Raw genomic sequence first — 19,718 nt, 5'->3', positions numbered from 1 at the left:
AAGGATCAGAATGAAAAAACTAGCAACCCTTCTTTTACTGTCCACTGTAGCCCTAGCTGGATGTAGCAACATCCAACGTAGTTTACGTGGTGATGACTATGTAGATTCTAGCTTGGCCGCTGAGGAAAGCTCCAAAGTAGCAGCCCAATCTGCCAAGGAGTTAAACGATGCTTTAACAAACGAAAACGCCAATTTCCCACAACTATCTAAAGAAGTTGCTGAAGATGAAGCCGAGGTGATTCTCCACACAAACCAAGGTGATATTCGCATTAAACTCTTCCCTAAACTCGCTCCTCTAGCGGTTGAAAACTTCCTCACTCATGCCAAAGAAGGCTACTATAACGGCATTACCTTCCACCGTGTCATCGATGGCTTCATGGTTCAAACTGGAGATCCAAAGGGAGACGGTACAGGTGGTCAGTCCATCTGGCATGACAAGGATAAGACTAAAGACAAGGGAACTGGTTTCAAAAACGAGATTACTCCTTATCTCTATAACATCCGTGGTGCTCTTTCTATGGCTAATACTGGTCAACCAAACACCAATAGCAGCCAGTTCTTCATCAACCAAAACTCTACAGATACCTCTGCTAAACTCCCTACAAGCAAGTATCCAAAGAAAATCATCGAAGCCTATAAAGAAGGGGGAAACCCTAGTCTAGATGGCAAACACCCAGTCTTTGGTCAAGTGATTGACGGTATGGATGTTGTAGATAAGATTGCTAAAGCCGAAAAAGATGAAAAAGACAAGCCAACTACTGCTATCACAATCGACAGCATCGAAGTAGTGAAAGACTACAATTTTAAATCTTAAAAACCCAAAAATACAGTACCCACATTCGGTACTGTATTTCTTTTACTCTCATTCTTAAGTTAAATTATTAAAATCCCAGATTTGGTCCATCCAGCCTTCATAGAAGTCTGGCTCGTGACAGACCATAAGAATCGATCCCTTGTATTCTTTGAGAGCACGTTTGAGTTCATCCTTGGCATCCACATCCAAGTGGTTGGTCGGCTCGTCCAGCACTAAAACATTGTTTTCACGATTCATCAAGAGACAGAAACGAACCTTGGCTTGTTCCCCACCTGACAAGACCTGAATTTGGCTTTCGATATGCTTAGTTGTCAAACCACAACGGGCAAGGGCTGCACGGACTTCTGCTTGGTTGAGAGCTGGAAAGGCATTCCAGACAGCTTCAAGAGGAGTTTGGCGATTGCCACCTTCTACTTCCTGTTCAAAATAACCGAGTTCTAGGTAGTCACCGCGTTCCACTTCCCCAGCGATTGGCGGGATAATCCCTAAAAGGCTCTTCAAAAGAGTTGTTTTCCCGATACCATTTGCCCCGATAATAGCAACCTTTTGATTGCGTTCAAAGGTAAGATTTAAAGGCTTGGTCAGAGGACGTTCATAACCAATTTGCAAATCCTTGGCTTGGAAAATAAAGCGTCCTGGCGTACGAGCTGGTTTGAAATCAAAGGACGGCTTTGGTTTCTCACTTTGCAACTCGATAATATCCATCTTATCCAATTTCTTCTGACGAGACATGGCCATGTTTCGTGTTGCAACACGCGCTTTATTACGTGCGACAAAGTCTTTGAGATCTGCAATCTCTTTCTGCTGACGTTCGTAGGCAGCCTCTAGCTGAGATTTCTTCATAGCATAGACTTCTTGGAACTGGTAGTAGTCACCAGAATAACGCGTCAGTTGTTGATTTTCCACATGGTAGACGATATTGATAACATCATTAAGGAATGGAATATCGTGTGAAATAAGGACAAAGGCATTCTCATAGTTTTGGAGATAACGCTTGAGCCAGTCAATATGCTCAGCATCCAAGTAGTTGGTCGGCTCGTCCAAAAGTAAGATATCAGGCTTTTCAAGGAGAAGTTTTGCCAAAAGCACCTTGGTTCTTTGCCCACCTGATAAAGAGGTTACATCTGTATCCATGCCAAAGTCCATAACACCAAGGGCACGCGCTACTTCGTCAATCTTGGCATCCAAGGTATAGAAATCACGACTCTCCAAACGGTCTTGGAGTTCGCCAACTTCTTCCATGAGAGCATCAACATCCACACCGTCTTCAGCCATTTCCATATAGAGATCATTGATACGAGCTTCTGCTTTAAAAAGCTCATCAAAAGCTGTACGTAGAACATCACGTACCGACTGCCCTTCAGCAAGGACAGAGTGTTGATCCAAGTAACCAGCCGTCACATATTTGGACCACTCAACCTTTCCTTCATCTGGCAGCATTTTACCAGTCACGATACTCATAAAGGTTGATTTTCCTTCACCATTGGCACCGACCAGGCCGATATGTTCTCCCTTGAGGAGACGGAAGGACACATCTTCAAAAATTGCACGGTCACCAAAACCGTGACTCAGATTTTTAACTTCTAAAATACTCATTTTAATTCCTTATCTTGTTTTTATGTAATCGTTTATAAAGGAGCCAAGCCAGATAGCCACCCAAAGTGTTGGTCCACAAATCATCAATCTCAAAGACGCGATTGAAATCAAAGAAAAAGTCCAAGATTAATTGCGTACACTCGATTCCAAGACTCACAAGAAAACTAAAAAGAAGGACCTTTTTTATTTTCCGCAAGTTTGGAAGGAGATAAAGGAGTTGGAACATCAGAGGAAAAAGTAAGAACATATTAAGGATATTTTGTAAAAAAATCCAGCATAATTGTCCCATATCACTCACCTCACCCAGATTCCAGAGGGAGTTTAAAGGAGTCAAAAGAAAAACCAGGCTTCCAAGATGCTGAATACCTGGAGTTTCTACCCCCACGGGAGATTGTTCTTGAGGAGTAAAGCAAAAATAGACAATGCAAATGCTATAGAAAATGACTCCCCAGACCAAAATATGATTATAAGTCTTCTTCATCATTAAGGATTTACCGCTGCGACTGCCTTCTGGCGGTCACGTTTCATTGTGTTAGAGCGCAATTGTCCACAAGCTGCGTCACTATCTGTACCATGCTCTTGACGAACCACACAGTTGACCCCTTTTCTCTTAAGCGTATCATAGAAAGCCAACACGCGCTCTTTGGGACTACGGCTATATTGGTCATGTTCACTAACTGGGTTGTAAGGAATCAAGTTTACATAAGACAATTTCTTGATGTTCTTGAGCAATTCAGCCAATTCCAAGGCTTGTTCTACACCGTCGTTGACTTCATTAAGCATAATATACTCAAATGTTACACGACGATTAGTTGTCTCAATGTAGTACTCAATAGCAGCAAAGAGCTTTTCAATCGGAAAGGCACGGTTAATCTTCATGATACTTGAACGAAGTTCATTGTTGGGTGCGTGAAGAGACACGGCAAGATTGACCTGAACCCCTTCATCAGCAAAGTCACGAATTTTATGGGCCAAACCTGAGGTTGAAACCGTGATGTGACGAGCACCGATAGCCATTCCTTTATCATCATTGATAGTACAAACGAAATTCAAAACATTGTTGTAATTATCAAAGGGCTCACTGATTCCCATGACAACGATATGGCTGACACGTTCATCCTGACCACGCTCATCAAAGTATTTCTGAACCAGCATAATTTGCGCTACGATTTCACCGTTATTGAGGTCACGTTGCTTCTTAATCAAACCAGAGGCACAGAAGGTACAACCGATATTACAGCCGACCTGAGTGGTCACACAGACAGATAAACCGTAGTGTTGACGTATGAGTACTGTCTCAATCAGCATTCCATCTGGCAATTCAAAAAGATATTTAACTGTCCCATCAGCAGACTCTTGCACAATACCTTGTTTCAAGGGATTGACCACAAACTGGTCATTAAGCTTAGCAATCAAATCCTTGGAAAGGTTGGTCATTTCTTCAATAGAGCCATTCCCAGATTTGATCTGCACGGAATTTCTTTTCTCCCTGCTCCAATACCCATTCCTGCATGGTTTGACGTGTTAAACTATAAATTGAGGGTTTCATTTCTTCTCCTTATTCTCTACTCACTTCTGACGAATGACAAAATGACGTTGTCCCTTGTCCTCTTTCTGAGAATGCTGGTCTTTCTGACGACGTCTATTTTTCTTATCTGCATTCGGTTTTCGTTTTGTTTGAGTCGGTTTCTTTCCTTTTCTAAAAGGCTGTTCTTCTTCCTTCTTACGCATTTTCTTGTCAAATGATGCTCGCTTAGGGGCTTCATTTTCTAAGACAAAATAGGCACAACCATAACTACAATACTCTAATAGGTAGTCTTGTAAACGACTGATTTTTTCAAGTTTTTCTTCTGTTCGGTCATCCTTGTAAAAACCTCGTAGGCGAAGCTGTTCGTTGCTCCAGTCTCCCACGATATAATCAAACTTGGTTAAGACTTCTGAAAAACGCTGATTAAAAGCCGTCACATCAAAGGCATCCTTGATATTTTCCACCAAGGAAAAAGCGATCCCTTCCGTTTCAACCTTGTCCCCGTGTAAATGAAACTCAGGACCAGGAAACTTGTTATAGTTGTATAATTCAGGTGCAATTTCTTTTCGCATAGATATCCTTTTTTCACGATTACTTAATACTTTATTCTACCATAATTTCTAGCAGTTAGCACGTTTCTCATAAAAATGAAAAAAGTCTGACGATTTTGTCAGACCAGAATCTTATATCCTAAAAAAGAGAAGAACAATTCTTCCCTCCAACTATCATTATTTAGCAGCTGCGTACAATTCATCTACTTTATTCCAGTTGATTACTGAAAAGAAAGCTTTGATGTAGTCAGGACGCACGTTGCGGTATTTCACGTAGTAAGCATGTTCCCAAACGTCCAAGCCCAAGATTGGTTTTTTACCTTCTGAGATTGGTGTGTCTTGGTTTGCTGTTGAAGTCACTTCAAGTTTCCCTTCTTTGTTGACAACCAACCATGCCCAACCTGAACCAAAACGAGTTGTTGCTGCTGCAGTGAAGGCTGCTTGGAATTCTTCAAATGAACCAAATGTTGCATCGATTGCTGCTGCCAGTTCTGCTGAAGGAGCTGTTTTCTCGAGAGTCATCAATTCCCAGAAAAGAGCGTGGTTCAAGTGTCCGCCACCATTGTTGATAAGTGCTTGACGGATATCAGCTGGGATAGATTCTACATCAGCAAGCAAGGCTTCAAGGTCTTCACCGATTTCAGGGTGTTTTTCTAAAGCTGCATTGGCATTGTTGACATAAGTTTGATGGTGTTTGTCATGGTGCAAATGCATTGTTTCCGCATCGATGTATGGTTCCAAAGCGTCGTATGCATATGGAAGTTCTGGTAAGATAATAGCCATCTGTAATACCTCTTTTTCTTTCTATATGAAAATGATAACGCAAACATTCACTTTTTTCAAGTTTTTTGCTTATAGATAAGGAAATCACTGACATACTTTCTAATAATACTCTTCGAAAATCTCTTCAAACCGCGTCAACGTCGCCTTGCCGTAGGTATATGTTACTGACTTCGTCAGTCTTATCCGGCAACCTCAAAACGGTGTTTTGAGCTGACTTCGTCAGTTCTATCTGCAACCTCAAAACGGTGTTTTGAGCTGACTTCGTCAGTTCTATCTGCAACCTCAAAGCAGTGCTTTGAGCTGACTTTGTCAGTTCTATCTGCAACCTCAAAGCAGTGCTTTGAGCAGCCTGCAGCTAGTTTCCTAGTTTGCTCTTTGATTTTCATTGAGTATAAAATAAGCAAATCAGCAAGAAACCCACGACAAGATAATCCTGACGCGGGTTGTAGTTTCAACAAATGTCAATTGACCTGACTAGCAATCTGTAAGAGTGCCTTTTCAACAAGGAAACCTTTTTCATAGAGTCCTGTCTTAATCTGATAGTCTGTCTCAATCAAGTAGGAAATTACTTGCTTCAAAAAGCTCAAAGAAAGTCCTCTTGAATCTCTCAGCGCAAACTTGATTTGATAGGGATTAGGATTGCGTCCGAGAAAACTTCCTAGACTACTTGCAATCTGCGCTTCTGTTTGCCCAGACTCCGCCAAAATCTTCACCTGAGTAAAAGTCCGAAATTGTCCTAGCATGACTGCAATCAGTTTGATTTCATCTTCACCTTGCAAGGTCAAATCTCTAACCAAATCGCGCGCCTGATCCATCTTTTTAGTCAGAATAAACTGAGTTAAATCAAAAATATTGTCCTGTAAGGTCTTGGGAATTGCGTTAACAATATCCTCTTCCTCGATAACAGAGTCTTCCTTATAGGACTGTAAAAAGAGGAGATTTTTCTGAATTTCACTAAATTGAAAACCCGACTTGACGAGAAGATTTTCAAAAGAATGATTAGCAAACTGCAGACCTTGTTTCTGGCTCCACTTTTGGAAATACTGGCGCAATTCTTGTTCTTTGGCTTCTACTGCATCAAAGACCTTGGCATCCCGCTTAAGTAATTTAACCAACCGCCTTTTGCTATCCAGCTTTCCTTCTGCAAAGATTAACAACTTGGTTGTTGGTGAAGGATTGTCAAGGTATTCCTCAAATGACTTGAGCTCATCATCTGTCAAAAAGCGCTTTTTAGCAGTCGTAATATCGACAAAATGATCCAATATCACGATTTTCTCATCCGCAAAGAAAGGAAGACTGACCAACTCCAGTTCAACATCCTTGTAAACCACTTCTTTCATATCAAAGTAGGCAAAGTTGAGGTCAGCAGAATCATAGCCAATCTGTTTCAATACTTGACTCTTCATAACTTCAAACTGACCCTGATCTGTCCCTGTAAAAAGGCTCAGGTTCGGTAAATTTGCTAAAGTCAACTTCTGACTTTCTTCAATGGCTAGCATCCTCTCTCCTTTCTTCTGATTTTTCGATTGAATTTAGTCAATATAGCGCAATTTCCCACGGAAATCTTCTAGGTTCTCGTACCCTTTTTCCACCATGATAGCTTTTAGTTCATTGGTAATACGTTCGAAAGCACCAACTCCTTCTTTGTGAAGGGTGGTTCCCACCTGTACCATACTTGCTCCACAGAGGATGTGTTCAAAGGCATCACGACCAGTCAACACGCCGCCTGTTCCAATGATTTGGATTTGAGGATTTAAGCGTTGATAAAAGGCATGAACATTAGCTAGAGCAGTCGGTTTGATGTACTCTCCACCAATTCCACCAAAACCATTTTTAGGACGAATAACGACAGATTCATCTTCTATATAAAGTCCGTTCCCGATAGAGTTAACACAGTTAACAAACTTGAGCGGATATTTGTTGAAAATAGCTGCCGCTTGGTCAAAGTGAACAATGTCAAAATAAGGTGGCAATTTAATTCCTAAAGGTTTGGTAAAATAGGCAAATACCTCTGCCAAAATTCGGTCAGTTGTCTCAAAATCATAGGCAATCTGAGGTTTACCTGGAACATTTGGACAGGAAAGATTTAACTCAGTCAGACCACAAAACTTACTCTCTTGGACTTTTTTCAAAATAGTATGGGTTTCCTCGGGAGACATGCCGACTAGAGATAGGAAGAAAGTTCGATTTGGCTCTTTTTCCTGCAGATCCAAAAGGTAGTCCAGATAGTAGTCTAAGCCCTTATTTGGCAAACCCATAGAGTTGATAGAACCAAGTGGAACATCTTGATAACGTGGTTCAGGGTTCCCCTGACGAAAGTCCAAGGTCGCAGTCTTTGTGACAAAGGTTCCTGCAACTGAGTTTTTAACCCCTTCTAGCTCCTCTATCGTCATACAAGCCACACCTGCTGCATTCATTAAACAATTGTCAAACTCAAAACCAGCAATTTGCGTTTTCGTTGATACCATGATTCTGATCCTCCAGATTCCTTTTATTGCTAATATTATACCACAGTTTTAATTCTAGGTTTACTAGATTCTATGGTTCTATCTATTTATTCGGAAAAGAAAGTCTAGTGCAGAAGTCATGCTATGGAAACAGCTAGTGTATTGGAAGTTTGAACAAGGCTTGGGTAACAGACTTTTGAATGAAGTCCAAGCAACAAGGAAAAATCTCAACCATGAGTCCATTCCATGACTCTGTTACTCTAGAAAACCTTGCAATAGTCAAGTGATAACGAATAAAACTTTGGATTGAAATATCCCCATGATTATCTATTACGAGGAGAAATCTCAACCTTTATCATTTTTAAAGAAATACATGTAAATCTCTACTTTCGCAAAATGGATTTTCAGAACAGTATCCCAGTATAGTTAAAAACTATAAAAAAGAGAGGAAGTCCCCCTCTTAAGATTTTATTTGACTGCTTCTTTTAAAGCGTCTACCTTGTCCAAACGTTCCCATGGAAGGTCAATATCTGTACGTCCCATGTGTCCATAAGCTGCTGTTTGACGGTAAATTGGACGCTTGAGGTCCAGCATTTGGATAATTCCTGCAGGGCGAAGGTCAAAGATTTGACGGGCTGCTTTTTCAAGCTTGCTTTCAGCTACTGTTCCTGTACCGAAAGTATCGATACGAACAGAAACAGGTTGGGCAACACCGATAGCGTAGGCCAATTGAACTTCTGCCTTCTTAGCAAGACCGGCTGCAACGAAGTTCTTGGCAATATAGCGAGCTGCATATGAGGCAGAACGGTCCACCTTAGTCGCATCCTTACCAGAGAAGGCACCACCACCATGACGAGAGTAGCCACCATAAGTATCTACAATAATCTTACGACCAGTCAAACCTGAGTCCCCTTGAGGACCACCGATTACAAAACGACCTGTCGGATTGATAAAGAATTTTGTCTTATCATCGAGATAAGAAGATGGAATAACTTCTTTGATGACCTTGTCAATCACATCTTGATGGATTTGTTCATTAGTAGCCTCTGGATCATGCTGAGTAGAAATAACGACTGTATCTACACGTACCGGACGGTCATTTTCATCGTACTCAACTGTAACTTGTGATTTTGCATCTGGACGGAGATAGCTAATTTCTCCAGATTTACGAAGTTCTGCCAGACGACGAACCAATTTATGACTGAGTGAGATTGGCAATGGCATGAGCTCTTCTGTTTCATCCACTGCAAATCCAAACATGAGCCCTTGGTCTCCAGCACCGATCAAATCAAGTGGATCTTGGTCTGCATTTCCACGAACCTCCAAGGCTTCGTTAACACCTTGGGCAATATCTGGTGACTGCTCAACAAGTGACGGATGAACTCCCACTGTCTCAGCAGAAAAACCATATTCTGTATTGGTATAACCAATCTCTGCAATGGTATCACGAACCACACGGTTAATATCCACATAGGCATTTGTAGAAATTTCACCAAAAACGTGGACGGAACCAGTATAGACAGCTGTCTCAGCAGCAACGTGCGCCTCTGGATCCTCTGCTAAAATAGCATCCAAAATCGCATCTGAAATTTGGTCTGCAATCTTATCTGGATGCCCCTCAGATACAGATTCAGACGTGAATAATTTACGTTCTGACATAAAAATGTCCCCCCTTAAAAATAGTGTTATAGAGTTACAAAGTACTGGTAGGAAAACTCTTAGTGATAAATGCCTACCATCTTATCGGGACTATATAACTTTATCATTATACCATTTTTTAGCGCAATTTGCAGTCTTTAATGTGATATTTCGGTTTAGATAGTTCGTTCTCATAAAGCAAAAAGTTGGAGTTCAGTACTCCAACAATTTCTATTAAAATGTTTGGCGTTTCGCTTTACGCTCTGCACGACCGCGAGCGCGATTTTCAGCACGCTTGGTTTTGCGGCGCTTTTCATCAACCGCCCATTGAATTTTCTTCTTATAACCCGGTTTGACTTTTTTCTTTTTCTTTTTGACCAGACCAATCATTTCAATATCAAGCTTATCTTGCTTCTTCTCACGATTAGCACGACGATCACGGTCATAGGTATCTTGGAATTCTCCATCTTTGACCATCTTAGGAGTAAACTTGATTCCCAATTTCTCCAACTCACGGATATCCGAGTCATCACTTGGCTGATAAAGGGTAATGGCTGTGCCTGGTAGGCCATTTCTTCCAGTACGACCAACTCGATGAACAAAGAAGGACAAATCTTGCGGAATGGCATCATTGATGACATGGCTGACACCTTCAATGTCAATCCCACGCGCTGCCAAGTCTGTTGCGACAATGTACTCAAAATCCAGATTTTTCACCTGATTCATGATACGCTTGCGCTCACGAGGGGCAATATCCCCATGAATTTTTGCCACCTTCAAGCCTTGAGCAGTCAGGTAAGAATGCAATTCATCAGCACGCGTTTTAGTGTTAACAAAAATCATTGCCAAATAGGGTTGCATCAACTGAGTCAACTGGTAAATTTGAGCATTCTTATCACGTCCCTTAGTAGAAATCAACCAATTATCAATGGTATCAGAAATGATCGTTTTGGTCTTGATTTTCTCCATAACTGGATTTGATAAGTATTTTTTCAAGAATGGTTGCAGTTTTTGCGGAATAGTCGCTGAGAAGACCATGAATTGCAAGTCTTTTGAAAGACTGCCAGCAATCTTATCAACAGTTTCCAAGAATCCCATATCCAAGGTCATGTCTGCTTCATCGACCACAAAGGTCTTGGCCTTGTGAATAGCCAGATCACCGGATTTAACCAAGTCGTAAATACGGCCTGGTGTTCCAATAACAATATGAGGCTGATTGCTTGCCAATTTGTCAATCTGGCGAGCCTTATCTGTCCCTCCCACATAATTAACCACACGAACTTCGACATCTGAGTGAGCTGAAATCTGACGGGCTGCTTGGTAAATTTGAGTAGCCAACTCACGACTCGGTGCAGTAATCACTGCTTGTACACTATCGCTAGCTTCATCTAATTGCTGGAAAATCGGTAACAAGAAAGTGTGAGTCTTACCTGAACCTGTTTTTGATTCTCCAACCAAATCTCGGCCTGCCAAGACAATGGGAATCAACTTATCTTGCACCTCTGTAGGAGTTGTAAATTTTAACTCCTCCAAGGCTTCTCTAATATAGTTTTTAAATTGAAATTTCGTAAATGACATAATATCCTCGATTCTATCTATCTTACCAATTATACCATATTTTATTCCATTTCAGTAGTCTCACTTATTTAGGCTATTTCCAGTACCTTTTCTAGTCAGAAAAAGGCTGGAATTTGTGAATCCCAACCTCTTTTCAGTCATTATTTCCAGTTTAAAATAGCACTCAAGCCATAGTGATCACTGACTTGCGGACTCTTGTTACCATCAAATACGACATGTAAATTTTCCACCGCTAACTCTTTGGTAGTAAAGACATAATCGATTCGAAGGGGTTCAGTGTTCCCTTTCCAGCCATCAATTTCTGGTGGAACGGTATAGCTACCGCTTTTCTCTTGAGCAACTTCAAAAGCGTCTTGTAAGCCCAATGGACTAGCTAAAATAGCTTGGTAGCCTTCCTGTCCAGCCGGATTGTTGAAATCTCCAGCTAGCAAAAGCGGCTTGTTCAATTCTTTCAAGACAGCCTCAAATCGTGCCCATTCTTCTTGGAAACCTTTATCCCACCAAGAAAGGTGGACACTTGCAACTGCAAGTTCCTTACCATCAACTACAGTTTCAACCAAGGCAACACGGCGAGTATGATAGTCTGTTGGATCATCCACATCTGAAACTAAAATTTCTCTGGCTTCAATAGGTGTTTTAGACAAGATAGCCACACCTTCGTGGTAGCGATCATAACCGATATGGTTATAGGCCCAAGTCCAGTAGTAATTTTTCCCTTGCTCAAACAACTTTTCAACCAAGAGTCTAACATAGTGGTCTTGGTGAATCGGCTCAGATGCTGGCAAAGCTTGATAAAGATTATTGACCTCCACCTCTGGAGATGTGATCTCCTGATTGATTTCTTGGAAACAAATCAAATCATAGTCCTTTTCAAGAATATCCTCAAGCAAAATCTGGAATTTTTCCTCAGCTTCTTTTTCCATCCAACTGTGAGTATTGAGTGTTAAAAATTTCATTCTTTTCTCCCAAAATAAGAGGTTGGAATACAGCTTCCAACCTCAAGTATATTACAATTCTACTTTAGCAACTGCTGTTTTAGCTGCAAGAGAACCTGTTTTTTCTAATTTAACTGATTTAATTGCATCACCATTTGTGAAGACAACTACTGTTGAAGTTTCACGTCCTGCTGCACGGATAGCATCCAAGTCAGCTGTGACAAGGAGATCTCCTGCTGCAACTTTTTGTCCTTCAGCAACATGAACTGTAAATGGTTTACCTTCAAGACTTACTGTGTCCAAACCAATGTGAACCAATACTTCAAGACCTGCTTCAGTCACAATACCAAGAGCATGTTTTGTTGGGAAGATGCTTGATACAGTACCTGAAACTGGAGATACAATGTTTCCATTTGCAGGTTCTACTGCAAATCCATCACCCATCATTTTTTGAGCAAATACTGGATCTTTTACTTGTTCTAAAGCAACAACTTGACCGTCTGCTACTGAGTAAACTTCCTCAGTAAGACCTTTGAAGTGAACAGTGTTTTGTTGTGCTTCAGTCATTTGGCTTGGAAGAGTTTCAGGAATGATTTCACCTGAATCAAGGATATCTTGGATATCAGATTTCAATACGTCAGCTTTTGGTCCATAGATAGCTTGAACCCCTTGTCCTTTCATGACAAGACCCATAGCTCCTTCTGCTTTCCATTGCTCTGCATTTCCTACTTTATCTGCATCTTTAACAGTTACACGAAGACGAGTCATACATGCGTCAACATCAACGATGTTTGCACGTCCACCAAGAAGGTTGATAATGTTTACAGCTTGAGAACCTGCTGCAACTTTCACTTCGCTGCTAGATTCTTCTGAACCTTCAGCAGTTTCGTAGTTTCCGTTACGCCCTGGAGTTGCGTAGTTGAATTTTTGAATCATGAAGTTTGCGATAAAGTACATGATTACGGCAAAGAGAACAGTTACCCAAACGAAGTTAATGATATCCATACCGATACCAGCACTGATTGCAATAGGTGTACGAGTCAAGAACTCGATTGAACCGAATGAGTGCATACGTAGGTTTACGACGTCAGCCATAGCGAAGGCAGCACCTTGAACAAGTGAGTAAACAAGATACATAGGTGTTGCGACGAACATGAACATGTATTCGATTGGTTCAGTAACCCCTGTCAAGAATGTTGCAAGAGCTGTCGCAATCATCATACCTTTGTATTTGTGTTTCTTGTCAGCATCAACATTACGGTAGATAGCCACAACCACACCCATCAAGATACCGAATGAACCAATCATTTGTCCAACTTTGAAACGAGCTGGGTGAACAGTATCTAACAAGTGTTGGTATTGACTAGCATCAGTACCTTTAAGGTTTACAAGGTCTGTTACCCATGCAAGCCAAAGTGGATCTTGACCAAATACTTGGCTACCTTTTGCTGCACCAGTTAAGACCTCATAAGTACCACCAAGAGCTGTGTAGTTCATTGGGATAGTCAACATGTGGTGAAGACCAAATGGCAAGAGCAAACGTTCCAATGTACCATACAAGAATGGTGCAAGGATTGGAGCAGTTTCTTGTGAGTTGGCAATCCAGATACCAAAGCTATTGATACCAGTTTGCACAAGTGGCCAGAAAGCAGCAAGTACAATTGCAGCAATTATTGAACGAAGAATAACTACAAATGGTACAAAACGTTTTCCGTTAAAGAATGAAAGTGCATCAGGAAGCTTACGGAAGTTATAGTATTTATTGTAAGCAGTTGCTCCAATAAAACCAGAAATAATCCCTACGAAGACACCCATGTTAAGTGCTGGGGCTTCCATTACACTAATGAAGTAATCAGCAACTTTGATTGATCCACCAAAGAGAGTTGTTACCATAGCTTCTGGATTCTTCAACATGTCTCCTGATACGCCAAAGATTGTACCAGTGATACGGTTGATTAGGATAAAGGCAAGACCTGCCGCAAACGCACCACCAGCACGTTCTTTAGCCCAGCTTCCTCCAATAGCGAGGGCGAACAAGATATGAAGGTTAACGATAACCCCCCAACCGATTTGCTCTAGGACACCACCAGTAATAACGAGTGGAGCAAAGTTAGGGTTAATCATCACGATAGACTTACCGATTGAAATCATCAAACCAGCAGCCGGCATAACCGCGATAACCACCATCAAAGCCTTACCGAATTTTTGCCAAAATTCGAAAGACAAGACATTTTTGAATGTATCTTTCATCATTCAAATCTCCTTTATTTTTATTTAGGCAAACGTTTTACGAAAACGTTTGCACCTTTTATGATTTAATTATACCACTTTAATTTTTTCAAAAAATTTTCTAGTGCCAAATTTCAAGTTCAAATTAGCCATCAAGAAGTTTTCTCTGGGGGACTTCTTGATACTCTTCGAAAATCTCTTCAAACCACGTCAGCGTCGCCTTACCGTATATATGTGACTGACTTTCTACAACCTCAAAACAGTATTTTGAGCATCCTGTGGCGAACTACCTAGTTTGCTCTTTGATTTTCATTGAGTATTAGAAGTCCCTTTTCTAAAATTTTTGTAGCAAAAAAAGGAGATTTTACAACCTCCTCATAAAAATAATTATTTTACCTAAATCTTCAAGAATCGGCGCATGGATATTCCTGATCCCAACGAACCAATGAAAATCCCAATCACAAATAGTAGGGCAATCATCAACGGACTAAATAAATCTGGACTAATCATGGATAGATTTTGCCCTACCAACGATTTGTTGACAGATTGGTAAACCATTTGATAAACAATAAAGACCAAAACAGATGGTGCGATAGCTCCCAATAAACCGATAAAGGCTCCCTCTAACAAGAACGGTCCACGGATATAACTGTTTTTAGCTCCGACCAAGCGCATGATTTGAATTTCGCGACTGCGGGAAATAATGGTAATACGAATGGTATTTGAAATCAAGAAAACTGCGACAAAAATTAACAAAGCAGCAATCCCTAGTCCCCAAACACGGATAAATGAAGCTAACTTGAAGAGTCTTTCTGTATTGGCACCACCATCTTGAACCTCAGAGACACCTTCAATTTTTTTAGCATCTTCGGCTATAGTTTTTACATCATTTGGAGTGTTTGCCTCTACAATATAGGCATCATAGAGAGGATTGGCATCTCCTTCAAAGATTTTCCAGTTATCTCCCATTGTCTCGGTTAATTTTTCATATTGTTCTTCTTTACTTGAAAAGGTAACACTCTTAACCGTAGACATGTTCTTCAAAGAATCATATACCTTGTGGTAGTCATTATTTGTAACAGTTTGACCTTCTTTTTCAATTGTCTGACTGTTATCTTCCACATCCTTTCGGATATAAACTACTACACGGACATTATTTTCAATATCTGTAGCTAGTTTTGCTGTATTGAAAATAACAGATGCAAATATTGCCACCAAGGTCAAAGTAATCATGACTGAACTGACAGCAGCTACTGTCATCCAACCATTTCGTTTCAAACTTTTTAAGGCTTCAAATAAATGGCGAAAAAATCTACTAATCATCGTATCCATACTCTCCTTTTGATTCGTCACGAACGACACGGCCATTTTCAATGGCAATGACACGGTGGCGCAAGGTATTTACAATCTGGCTATTATGAGTCGCCATCAAAATAGTTGTCCCTTGTAGGTTAATCCGTTCCAAGAGATTCATAATTTCCCATGAATTGTCCGGATCCAGGTTTCCTGTTGGTTCATCGGCTATCAGTACTTTGGGATTATTTACAATGGCACGCGCAATCGCAATCCGCTGTTGCTCCCCACCTGAGAGTTCATTTGGGAAAGAACGAACCTTATGCTTCAAGCCAACCAAGTCCAAAACTTCCATCACTCGTTTTTTGATATTACGGCGATTTTCTCCGATTACTTCCATAGCGTAAGCAATATTTTCATAGACAGTTTTCTTTGGCAACAGTTTATAATCCTGGAAGACAACCCCAACACTACGACGTAGAAGCGGGACATCTTTCTTTTTAATCTTAACCAGATTAAAACCAGCAACTGATAGACTTCCTTTATCGATTTTTACTTCACGATACAGAGAACGAATAAAAGTTGACTTCCCTGCTCCTGAAGGTCCTACGATGTAAGCAAATTCCCCTGGTTGAACACTGACCGAAACACCGCGTAGGGCAGTCGTTCCGTTGTCGTATTTTTTGACGACATCTCTCATTTCAATGATTGACATGTGACTTCCTTTCTATATTAGCTAATTCGCCACTTGAGATAGGCATCGATAAAACCATCTAGGTCCCCATCCATAACCTTATCTACCTGAGCAACCTCAAAGCTAGTTCGGTGATCTTTTACCATAGTATAAGGTGTGAAGACATAAGAACGGATTTGGCTTCCCCATGTGATTTCTTTTTTCTCACCCTTGAGGGAATCTACCTCCGCAGCTTTCTTTTCTTGCTCCATTTGATAGAGCTTAGCCTGCAACATCTTCATAGCTCGATCTCTATTTCCATACTGGGTACGATCGACCGTTGATTGGACAACAATTCCAGTTGGAATGTGGGTTAAACGTACACCTGTTGAAACCTTGTTGACGTTTTGTCCACCGGCACCACCTGAACGGAAGGTATCCATCTTGATGTCATCTTCCCGGATTTCCACTTCAATGGTATCGTCCAACTCAGGCATCACTTCTACAGATGTGAAAGAGGTATGGCGACGTTTGGCAGAGTCGAACGGCGAAATTCGCACCAAACGGTGAACTCCCATTTCCGACTTGAGAAGACCATAGGCATTAGGTCCTTCAAATGATAGGGTTACTGACTTAATACCAGCTTCATCTCCTGCTTGGTAATCCAAGACTTCCACTTTAAAGCCTTTAGCATTACCATAACGAGTATACATACGAAGCAACATATCGCCCCAGTCCTGCGCCTCAGTACCACCAGATCCTGGATGGATTTCCAAGATGGCATTGTTGTGGTCATAAGGTTCTGACAAGAGTAGAGTCATCTCGTAGCTGGTCATCATCTTATCAAGTTCTGATAACTGCGTTACCAGTTCTTCTTGAACCGACTCGTCTTCTGCTAAAAAGTCCAATAAAATTTCAACTTCATCCTGCAACTCTTCCATCTTATGGAAGGTATTATAGGTATTTTTTAATTCATTTAATTCTTGCGACGTTTTTTGGGCCGCGATATTATCGTTCCAAAAATCAGGTTCTGTCATCTTGTTTTCCAAGATGGCAATCTCTTCCTCTAGCCCTTCGAGGTCAAAGAGACCCCCTGAAAGAAGCTAATTTTTCACGATTTGCGTCAATTTTCTGACGAATTACTGAAATGTCCATAAATACTCCTTTTTTACATCATTTCATTATAGCATATTTTATCATTTCTTTCCATCTTTTGCTATAATTCCTTTTTTATGAAAAAAGAAAAAAGAAGCCTTTCGGCTTCCCTTCTTACAAGACTTTTGCTGAAGTGCGAGTGATTTCTTCCACTTGAATACCATTTGCTTCAAATTTTTCTTTCAAAGCTGGTAAATCAATTGATCCATCGATTTGCACTTCGATAATCACCTTACCATCCTTACGCGGAATATTGACTGTATGGGAGATATTCAAATTTTCTTCAACAATCAAAGAAACAATCTTTCCGAGGACACCGACTTCATCTTCTGTAACAAAGCGCACACGAATTCCTTCCTCTCCATAACCAGCAATTTCAAGAAAGGCTTGGAAAACGTCACGGTCCGTAATAACCCCATAGACTTGATGGTTATCTACTACAGGAAGAATACCAATCTTGTTTTTCAACATCAGATAAGTTGCATCTTCAAGACTGGCATAGCCTGAGACAGTGACAACATCGCGAATCATGACATCTTTTACTTTTGTCTTATTCAGAAGATAATTCATCTCATAGATAGAAAGACTTGTTGCTTTTGATGGGCTAGCTTGGGCAATGGTTCCCTCAGTTACCAAACCAACCAATTGATCATTTTCGATAACAGGCAAGCGGTGCAACCCTTGCTCTCTCATCAAATCTGCTGCATGAGATACTGTTGTATCTGGACTAATATAAACTACCTTGCGGGTCATAAAATCTTTAACTGCCATGAGACTTCTCCTTTTCTATTCTTATCCCTATTATACAATCTTTTTGCAAATCTATCAAACGCTTACATTTCTTTTTCAAAATTCAGAAAAGTATGAATAACCTAGCAAAAAGAGCTCTGAAATCGAGCTCTGTGAATGAAGGTAAGATACGTTTCATTCGATTTTTTCAATTATTAGAAATTAACCTTTTAATGTAGATGATGATTACTTCGTAATCTCCATCTGCAACCTAAACTAGTCTCCCAGACTAGTTTAGCCACCTAGATATGCTTTTCTGACTTCTTCTGATGAAGCGAGTTCTTTTCCTGTTCCTGATAGGACGATTTTTCCTGTTTCCAATACATAGCCTCGGTCAGAGATTGCAAGTGCTTTATTGGCATTTTGTTCAATCAAGAGGACGGTTGTTCCTTGTTGCTGGATATCTTGAATGATATCAAAAATCTCTTGGATAAAGATTGGGGCAAGTCCCATTGATGGTTCATCTAAAAGAAGAAGTTTTGGTGTTGACATAAGAGCGCGTCCCATGGCAAGCATTTGTTGTTCCCCCCCTGAAAGAGTAGCTGCATCTTGGTTCTTGCGTTCTTCAAGACGTGGGAAGCGTGAAAAGACCTTCTTCAAGTTAGCTTGATTTTCTTCACGATTTTTCTTCAAAAAAGCTCCCATTTCAAGATTTTCCATAACAGTCAAGCCAGGAAAGACGTGGCGTCCTTCTGGAACTTGTGAAAGACCACCTGCCACGATTTTCTGAGCCGGCATTTTTTGGATTTCTTGACCTAAAAATTCAATCTTTCCAGAGCTTGGTCTAACCAAACCTGACAAGGTACGGAGAATGGTTGTTTTACCAGCACCATTGGCACCGATAAGGGAAACAACTTCTCCTTCATTCACTTCAAAGCTTACATCACGGACTGCTTGGATCATACCGTAATGCACAGAAAGATTATCAACTTTTAACATAGACATTAGGCTTCACCTCCTAGATAAGCTTCGATAACGCGTTTATTGGTCTTAATTTCGTCTGGAGTTCCTTGAGCAATTAAACGACCATATTCAAGTACGTAGATACGTTCTGTAACTTCCATGACCAGATTCATATCGTGTTCAATCAGCATGATTGTAATCTTAAATTCATCTTTGATGCGACGAATTAACTCAGTCAATTCCGCTGTTTCCTGCGGGTTCATACCTGCGGCTGGTTCATCTAAAAAGAGAATTTTAGGTTCCGTAGCGAGGGCACGAACAATTTCCAAACGACGTTGTTGTCCGTAGGCGAGGTTTTTAGCAAGAGTCTCTGCATCACCATCTAAATCAAAGATTTTCAGCAATTCTAAAGCTTTAGATTTTAATTCTTTTTCACTCTTGTAAAAAGCTGGTAAGCGTAAGAAACTAGCAAAAACATGTTGTTTGTGATGGTTGGCAAAGGCAATCAAAACATTGTCCAAAACGGTTAAATCTTTAAAGAGACGGATATTTTGGAAAGTACGTCCAAGTCCTAAAGAAGCAATCTTATAAGGTGCCTTTCCATTCAAAAGGTGACCATCTAGGGTTACTGTTCCCTCGCTTGGTTCATAAACACCCGTCAAGAGGTTGAAAAGAGTGGTTTTCCCAGCTCCGTTTGGACCGATTAGTCCAACCAGTTCCCCTTCGTTCAATTCAAGAGTCACATCTCCAACAGCTGTTAGACCGCCAAAATGTTTGGTTAACTGTTTTACTTCAAGTAATGCCAT

Annotated in this window: 18 protein-coding genes and 1 pseudogene; 1 reads left to right on the top strand and 18 read right to left on the bottom strand. The window is 40.7% G+C overall.

The genetic code is table 11. From position 1 onward, the window contains the following. Positions 1-10: 10 nt before the first annotated feature. Positions 11-814, top strand: a complete 804-nt coding sequence (locus SPPN_RS03845) for a peptidylprolyl isomerase (RefSeq protein WP_000731905.1) — start codon at positions 11-13, stop codon at positions 812-814. A 54-nt stretch (positions 815-868) separates the two neighbouring features. Here the strand turns inward: SPPN_RS03845 and SPPN_RS03840 are convergent, their stop codons facing one another. The 18 genes and pseudogenes from SPPN_RS03840 to SPPN_RS03755 form a co-directional block, all read right to left on the bottom strand. Beyond that, positions 869-2,410: an ABC-F family ATP-binding cassette domain-containing protein gene (locus tag SPPN_RS03840; protein ID WP_000025382.1), complete on the bottom strand. Its 1,542-nt coding sequence runs from the start codon at positions 2,408-2,410 to the stop codon at positions 869-871. Between the two features lies 1 nt (position 2,411). Then, on the bottom strand, positions 2,412-2,894 hold the full coding sequence (locus tag SPPN_RS03835; RefSeq protein ID WP_000976713.1) for a VanZ family protein: 483 nt from the start codon (positions 2,892-2,894) through the stop codon (positions 2,412-2,414). After that, positions 2,894-3,959 (bottom strand): annotated as a pseudogene (gene rlmN, locus SPPN_RS03830) (dual-specificity RNA methyltransferase RlmN). The gene SPPN_RS03835 and the pseudogene rlmN overlap by 1 nt, the downstream one beginning before the upstream one ends. 20 nt (positions 3,960-3,979) lie before the next feature. Continuing rightward, positions 3,980-4,510 (bottom strand): YutD family protein, encoded by a 531-nt coding sequence (locus SPPN_RS03825; protein WP_001224342.1) that lies wholly within the window; start codon positions 4,508-4,510, stop codon positions 3,980-3,982. Between the two features lie 156 nt (positions 4,511-4,666). Continuing rightward, positions 4,667-5,272, bottom strand: coding sequence for a superoxide dismutase SodA (gene sodA / locus SPPN_RS03820; protein WP_000974743.1), 606 nt, complete (start codon positions 5,270-5,272; stop codon positions 4,667-4,669). A 179-nt stretch (positions 5,273-5,451) separates the two neighbouring features. Continuing rightward, positions 5,452-5,658, bottom strand: a complete 207-nt coding sequence (locus SPPN_RS13810) for a hypothetical protein (RefSeq protein WP_007285083.1) — start codon at positions 5,656-5,658, stop codon at positions 5,452-5,454. Positions 5,659-5,733: 75 nt separating this feature from the next. Continuing rightward, positions 5,734-6,771, bottom strand: coding sequence for a DNA polymerase III subunit delta (holA, locus tag SPPN_RS03810; protein ID WP_000879631.1), 1,038 nt, complete (start codon positions 6,769-6,771; stop codon positions 5,734-5,736). A gap of 33 nt (positions 6,772-6,804) precedes the next feature. After that, positions 6,805-7,740 carry a dihydroorotate oxidase gene (locus tag SPPN_RS03805; protein WP_000255184.1) on the bottom strand — a complete coding sequence of 312 codons (936 nt, stop codon included), beginning with the start codon at positions 7,738-7,740 and terminating at the stop codon, positions 6,805-6,807. Between the two features lie 447 nt (positions 7,741-8,187). After that, positions 8,188-9,378, bottom strand: a complete 1,191-nt coding sequence (gene metK / locus SPPN_RS03800) for a methionine adenosyltransferase (protein ID WP_000003909.1) — start codon at positions 9,376-9,378, stop codon at positions 8,188-8,190. A gap of 213 nt (positions 9,379-9,591) precedes the next feature. Next, the gene (locus SPPN_RS03795; RefSeq protein ID WP_014017226.1) at positions 9,592-10,935 is read right to left on the bottom strand and encodes a DEAD/DEAH box helicase; all 1,344 of its coding nucleotides are present in this window, start codon (positions 10,933-10,935) and stop codon (positions 9,592-9,594) included. A 140-nt stretch (positions 10,936-11,075) separates the two neighbouring features. After that, entirely contained in the window at positions 11,076-11,891 is an 816-nt protein-coding gene (locus tag SPPN_RS03790; RefSeq protein WP_000670823.1) for an endonuclease/exonuclease/phosphatase family protein, read from the bottom strand. 51 nt (positions 11,892-11,942) lie between these two features. Then, positions 11,943-14,123, bottom strand: a complete 2,181-nt coding sequence (locus SPPN_RS03785) for a PTS transporter subunit IIBC (RefSeq protein ID WP_000974057.1) — start codon at positions 14,121-14,123, stop codon at positions 11,943-11,945. A 372-nt stretch (positions 14,124-14,495) separates the two neighbouring features. Then, positions 14,496-15,422, bottom strand: coding sequence for a permease-like cell division protein FtsX (ftsX, locus tag SPPN_RS03780; RefSeq protein ID WP_000625541.1), 927 nt, complete (start codon positions 15,420-15,422; stop codon positions 14,496-14,498). After that, positions 15,415-16,107, bottom strand: a complete 693-nt coding sequence (gene ftsE / locus SPPN_RS03775; RefSeq protein ID WP_000022265.1) for a cell division ATP-binding protein FtsE — start codon at positions 16,105-16,107, stop codon at positions 15,415-15,417. Before ftsE ends, ftsX begins: the two co-directional genes overlap by 8 nt. Positions 16,108-16,124: 17 nt before the next feature. Next, a protein-coding gene (prfB, locus tag SPPN_RS03770) for a peptide chain release factor 2 (protein WP_148255715.1) occupies positions 16,125-17,220 on the bottom strand; the annotation gives its coding sequence in 2 pieces (ribosomal slippage) (positions 16,125-17,147 and positions 17,149-17,220; 1,095 coding nt in all). Positions 17,221-17,334: 114 nt separating this feature from the next. Continuing rightward, positions 17,335-17,991: a CBS domain-containing protein gene (locus SPPN_RS03765; protein WP_000268665.1), complete on the bottom strand. Its 657-nt coding sequence runs from the start codon at positions 17,989-17,991 to the stop codon at positions 17,335-17,337. A 252-nt stretch (positions 17,992-18,243) separates the two neighbouring features. Next, on the bottom strand, positions 18,244-18,954 hold the full coding sequence (locus tag SPPN_RS03760; protein WP_000062201.1) for an ABC transporter ATP-binding protein: 711 nt from the start codon (positions 18,952-18,954) through the stop codon (positions 18,244-18,246). Then, on the bottom strand, positions 18,954-19,718 hold the full coding sequence (locus tag SPPN_RS03755) for an ABC transporter ATP-binding protein (RefSeq protein WP_001185994.1): 765 nt from the start codon (positions 19,716-19,718) through the stop codon (positions 18,954-18,956). Before SPPN_RS03755 ends, SPPN_RS03760 begins: the two co-directional genes overlap by 1 nt.

Origin of the sequence: Streptococcus pseudopneumoniae IS7493, assembly GCF_000221985.1 — a bacterium.
GTDB lineage: Bacteria > Bacillota > Bacilli > Lactobacillales > Streptococcaceae > Streptococcus > Streptococcus pseudopneumoniae.
This window is presented reverse-complemented; position numbering and strand designations above follow the sequence as displayed.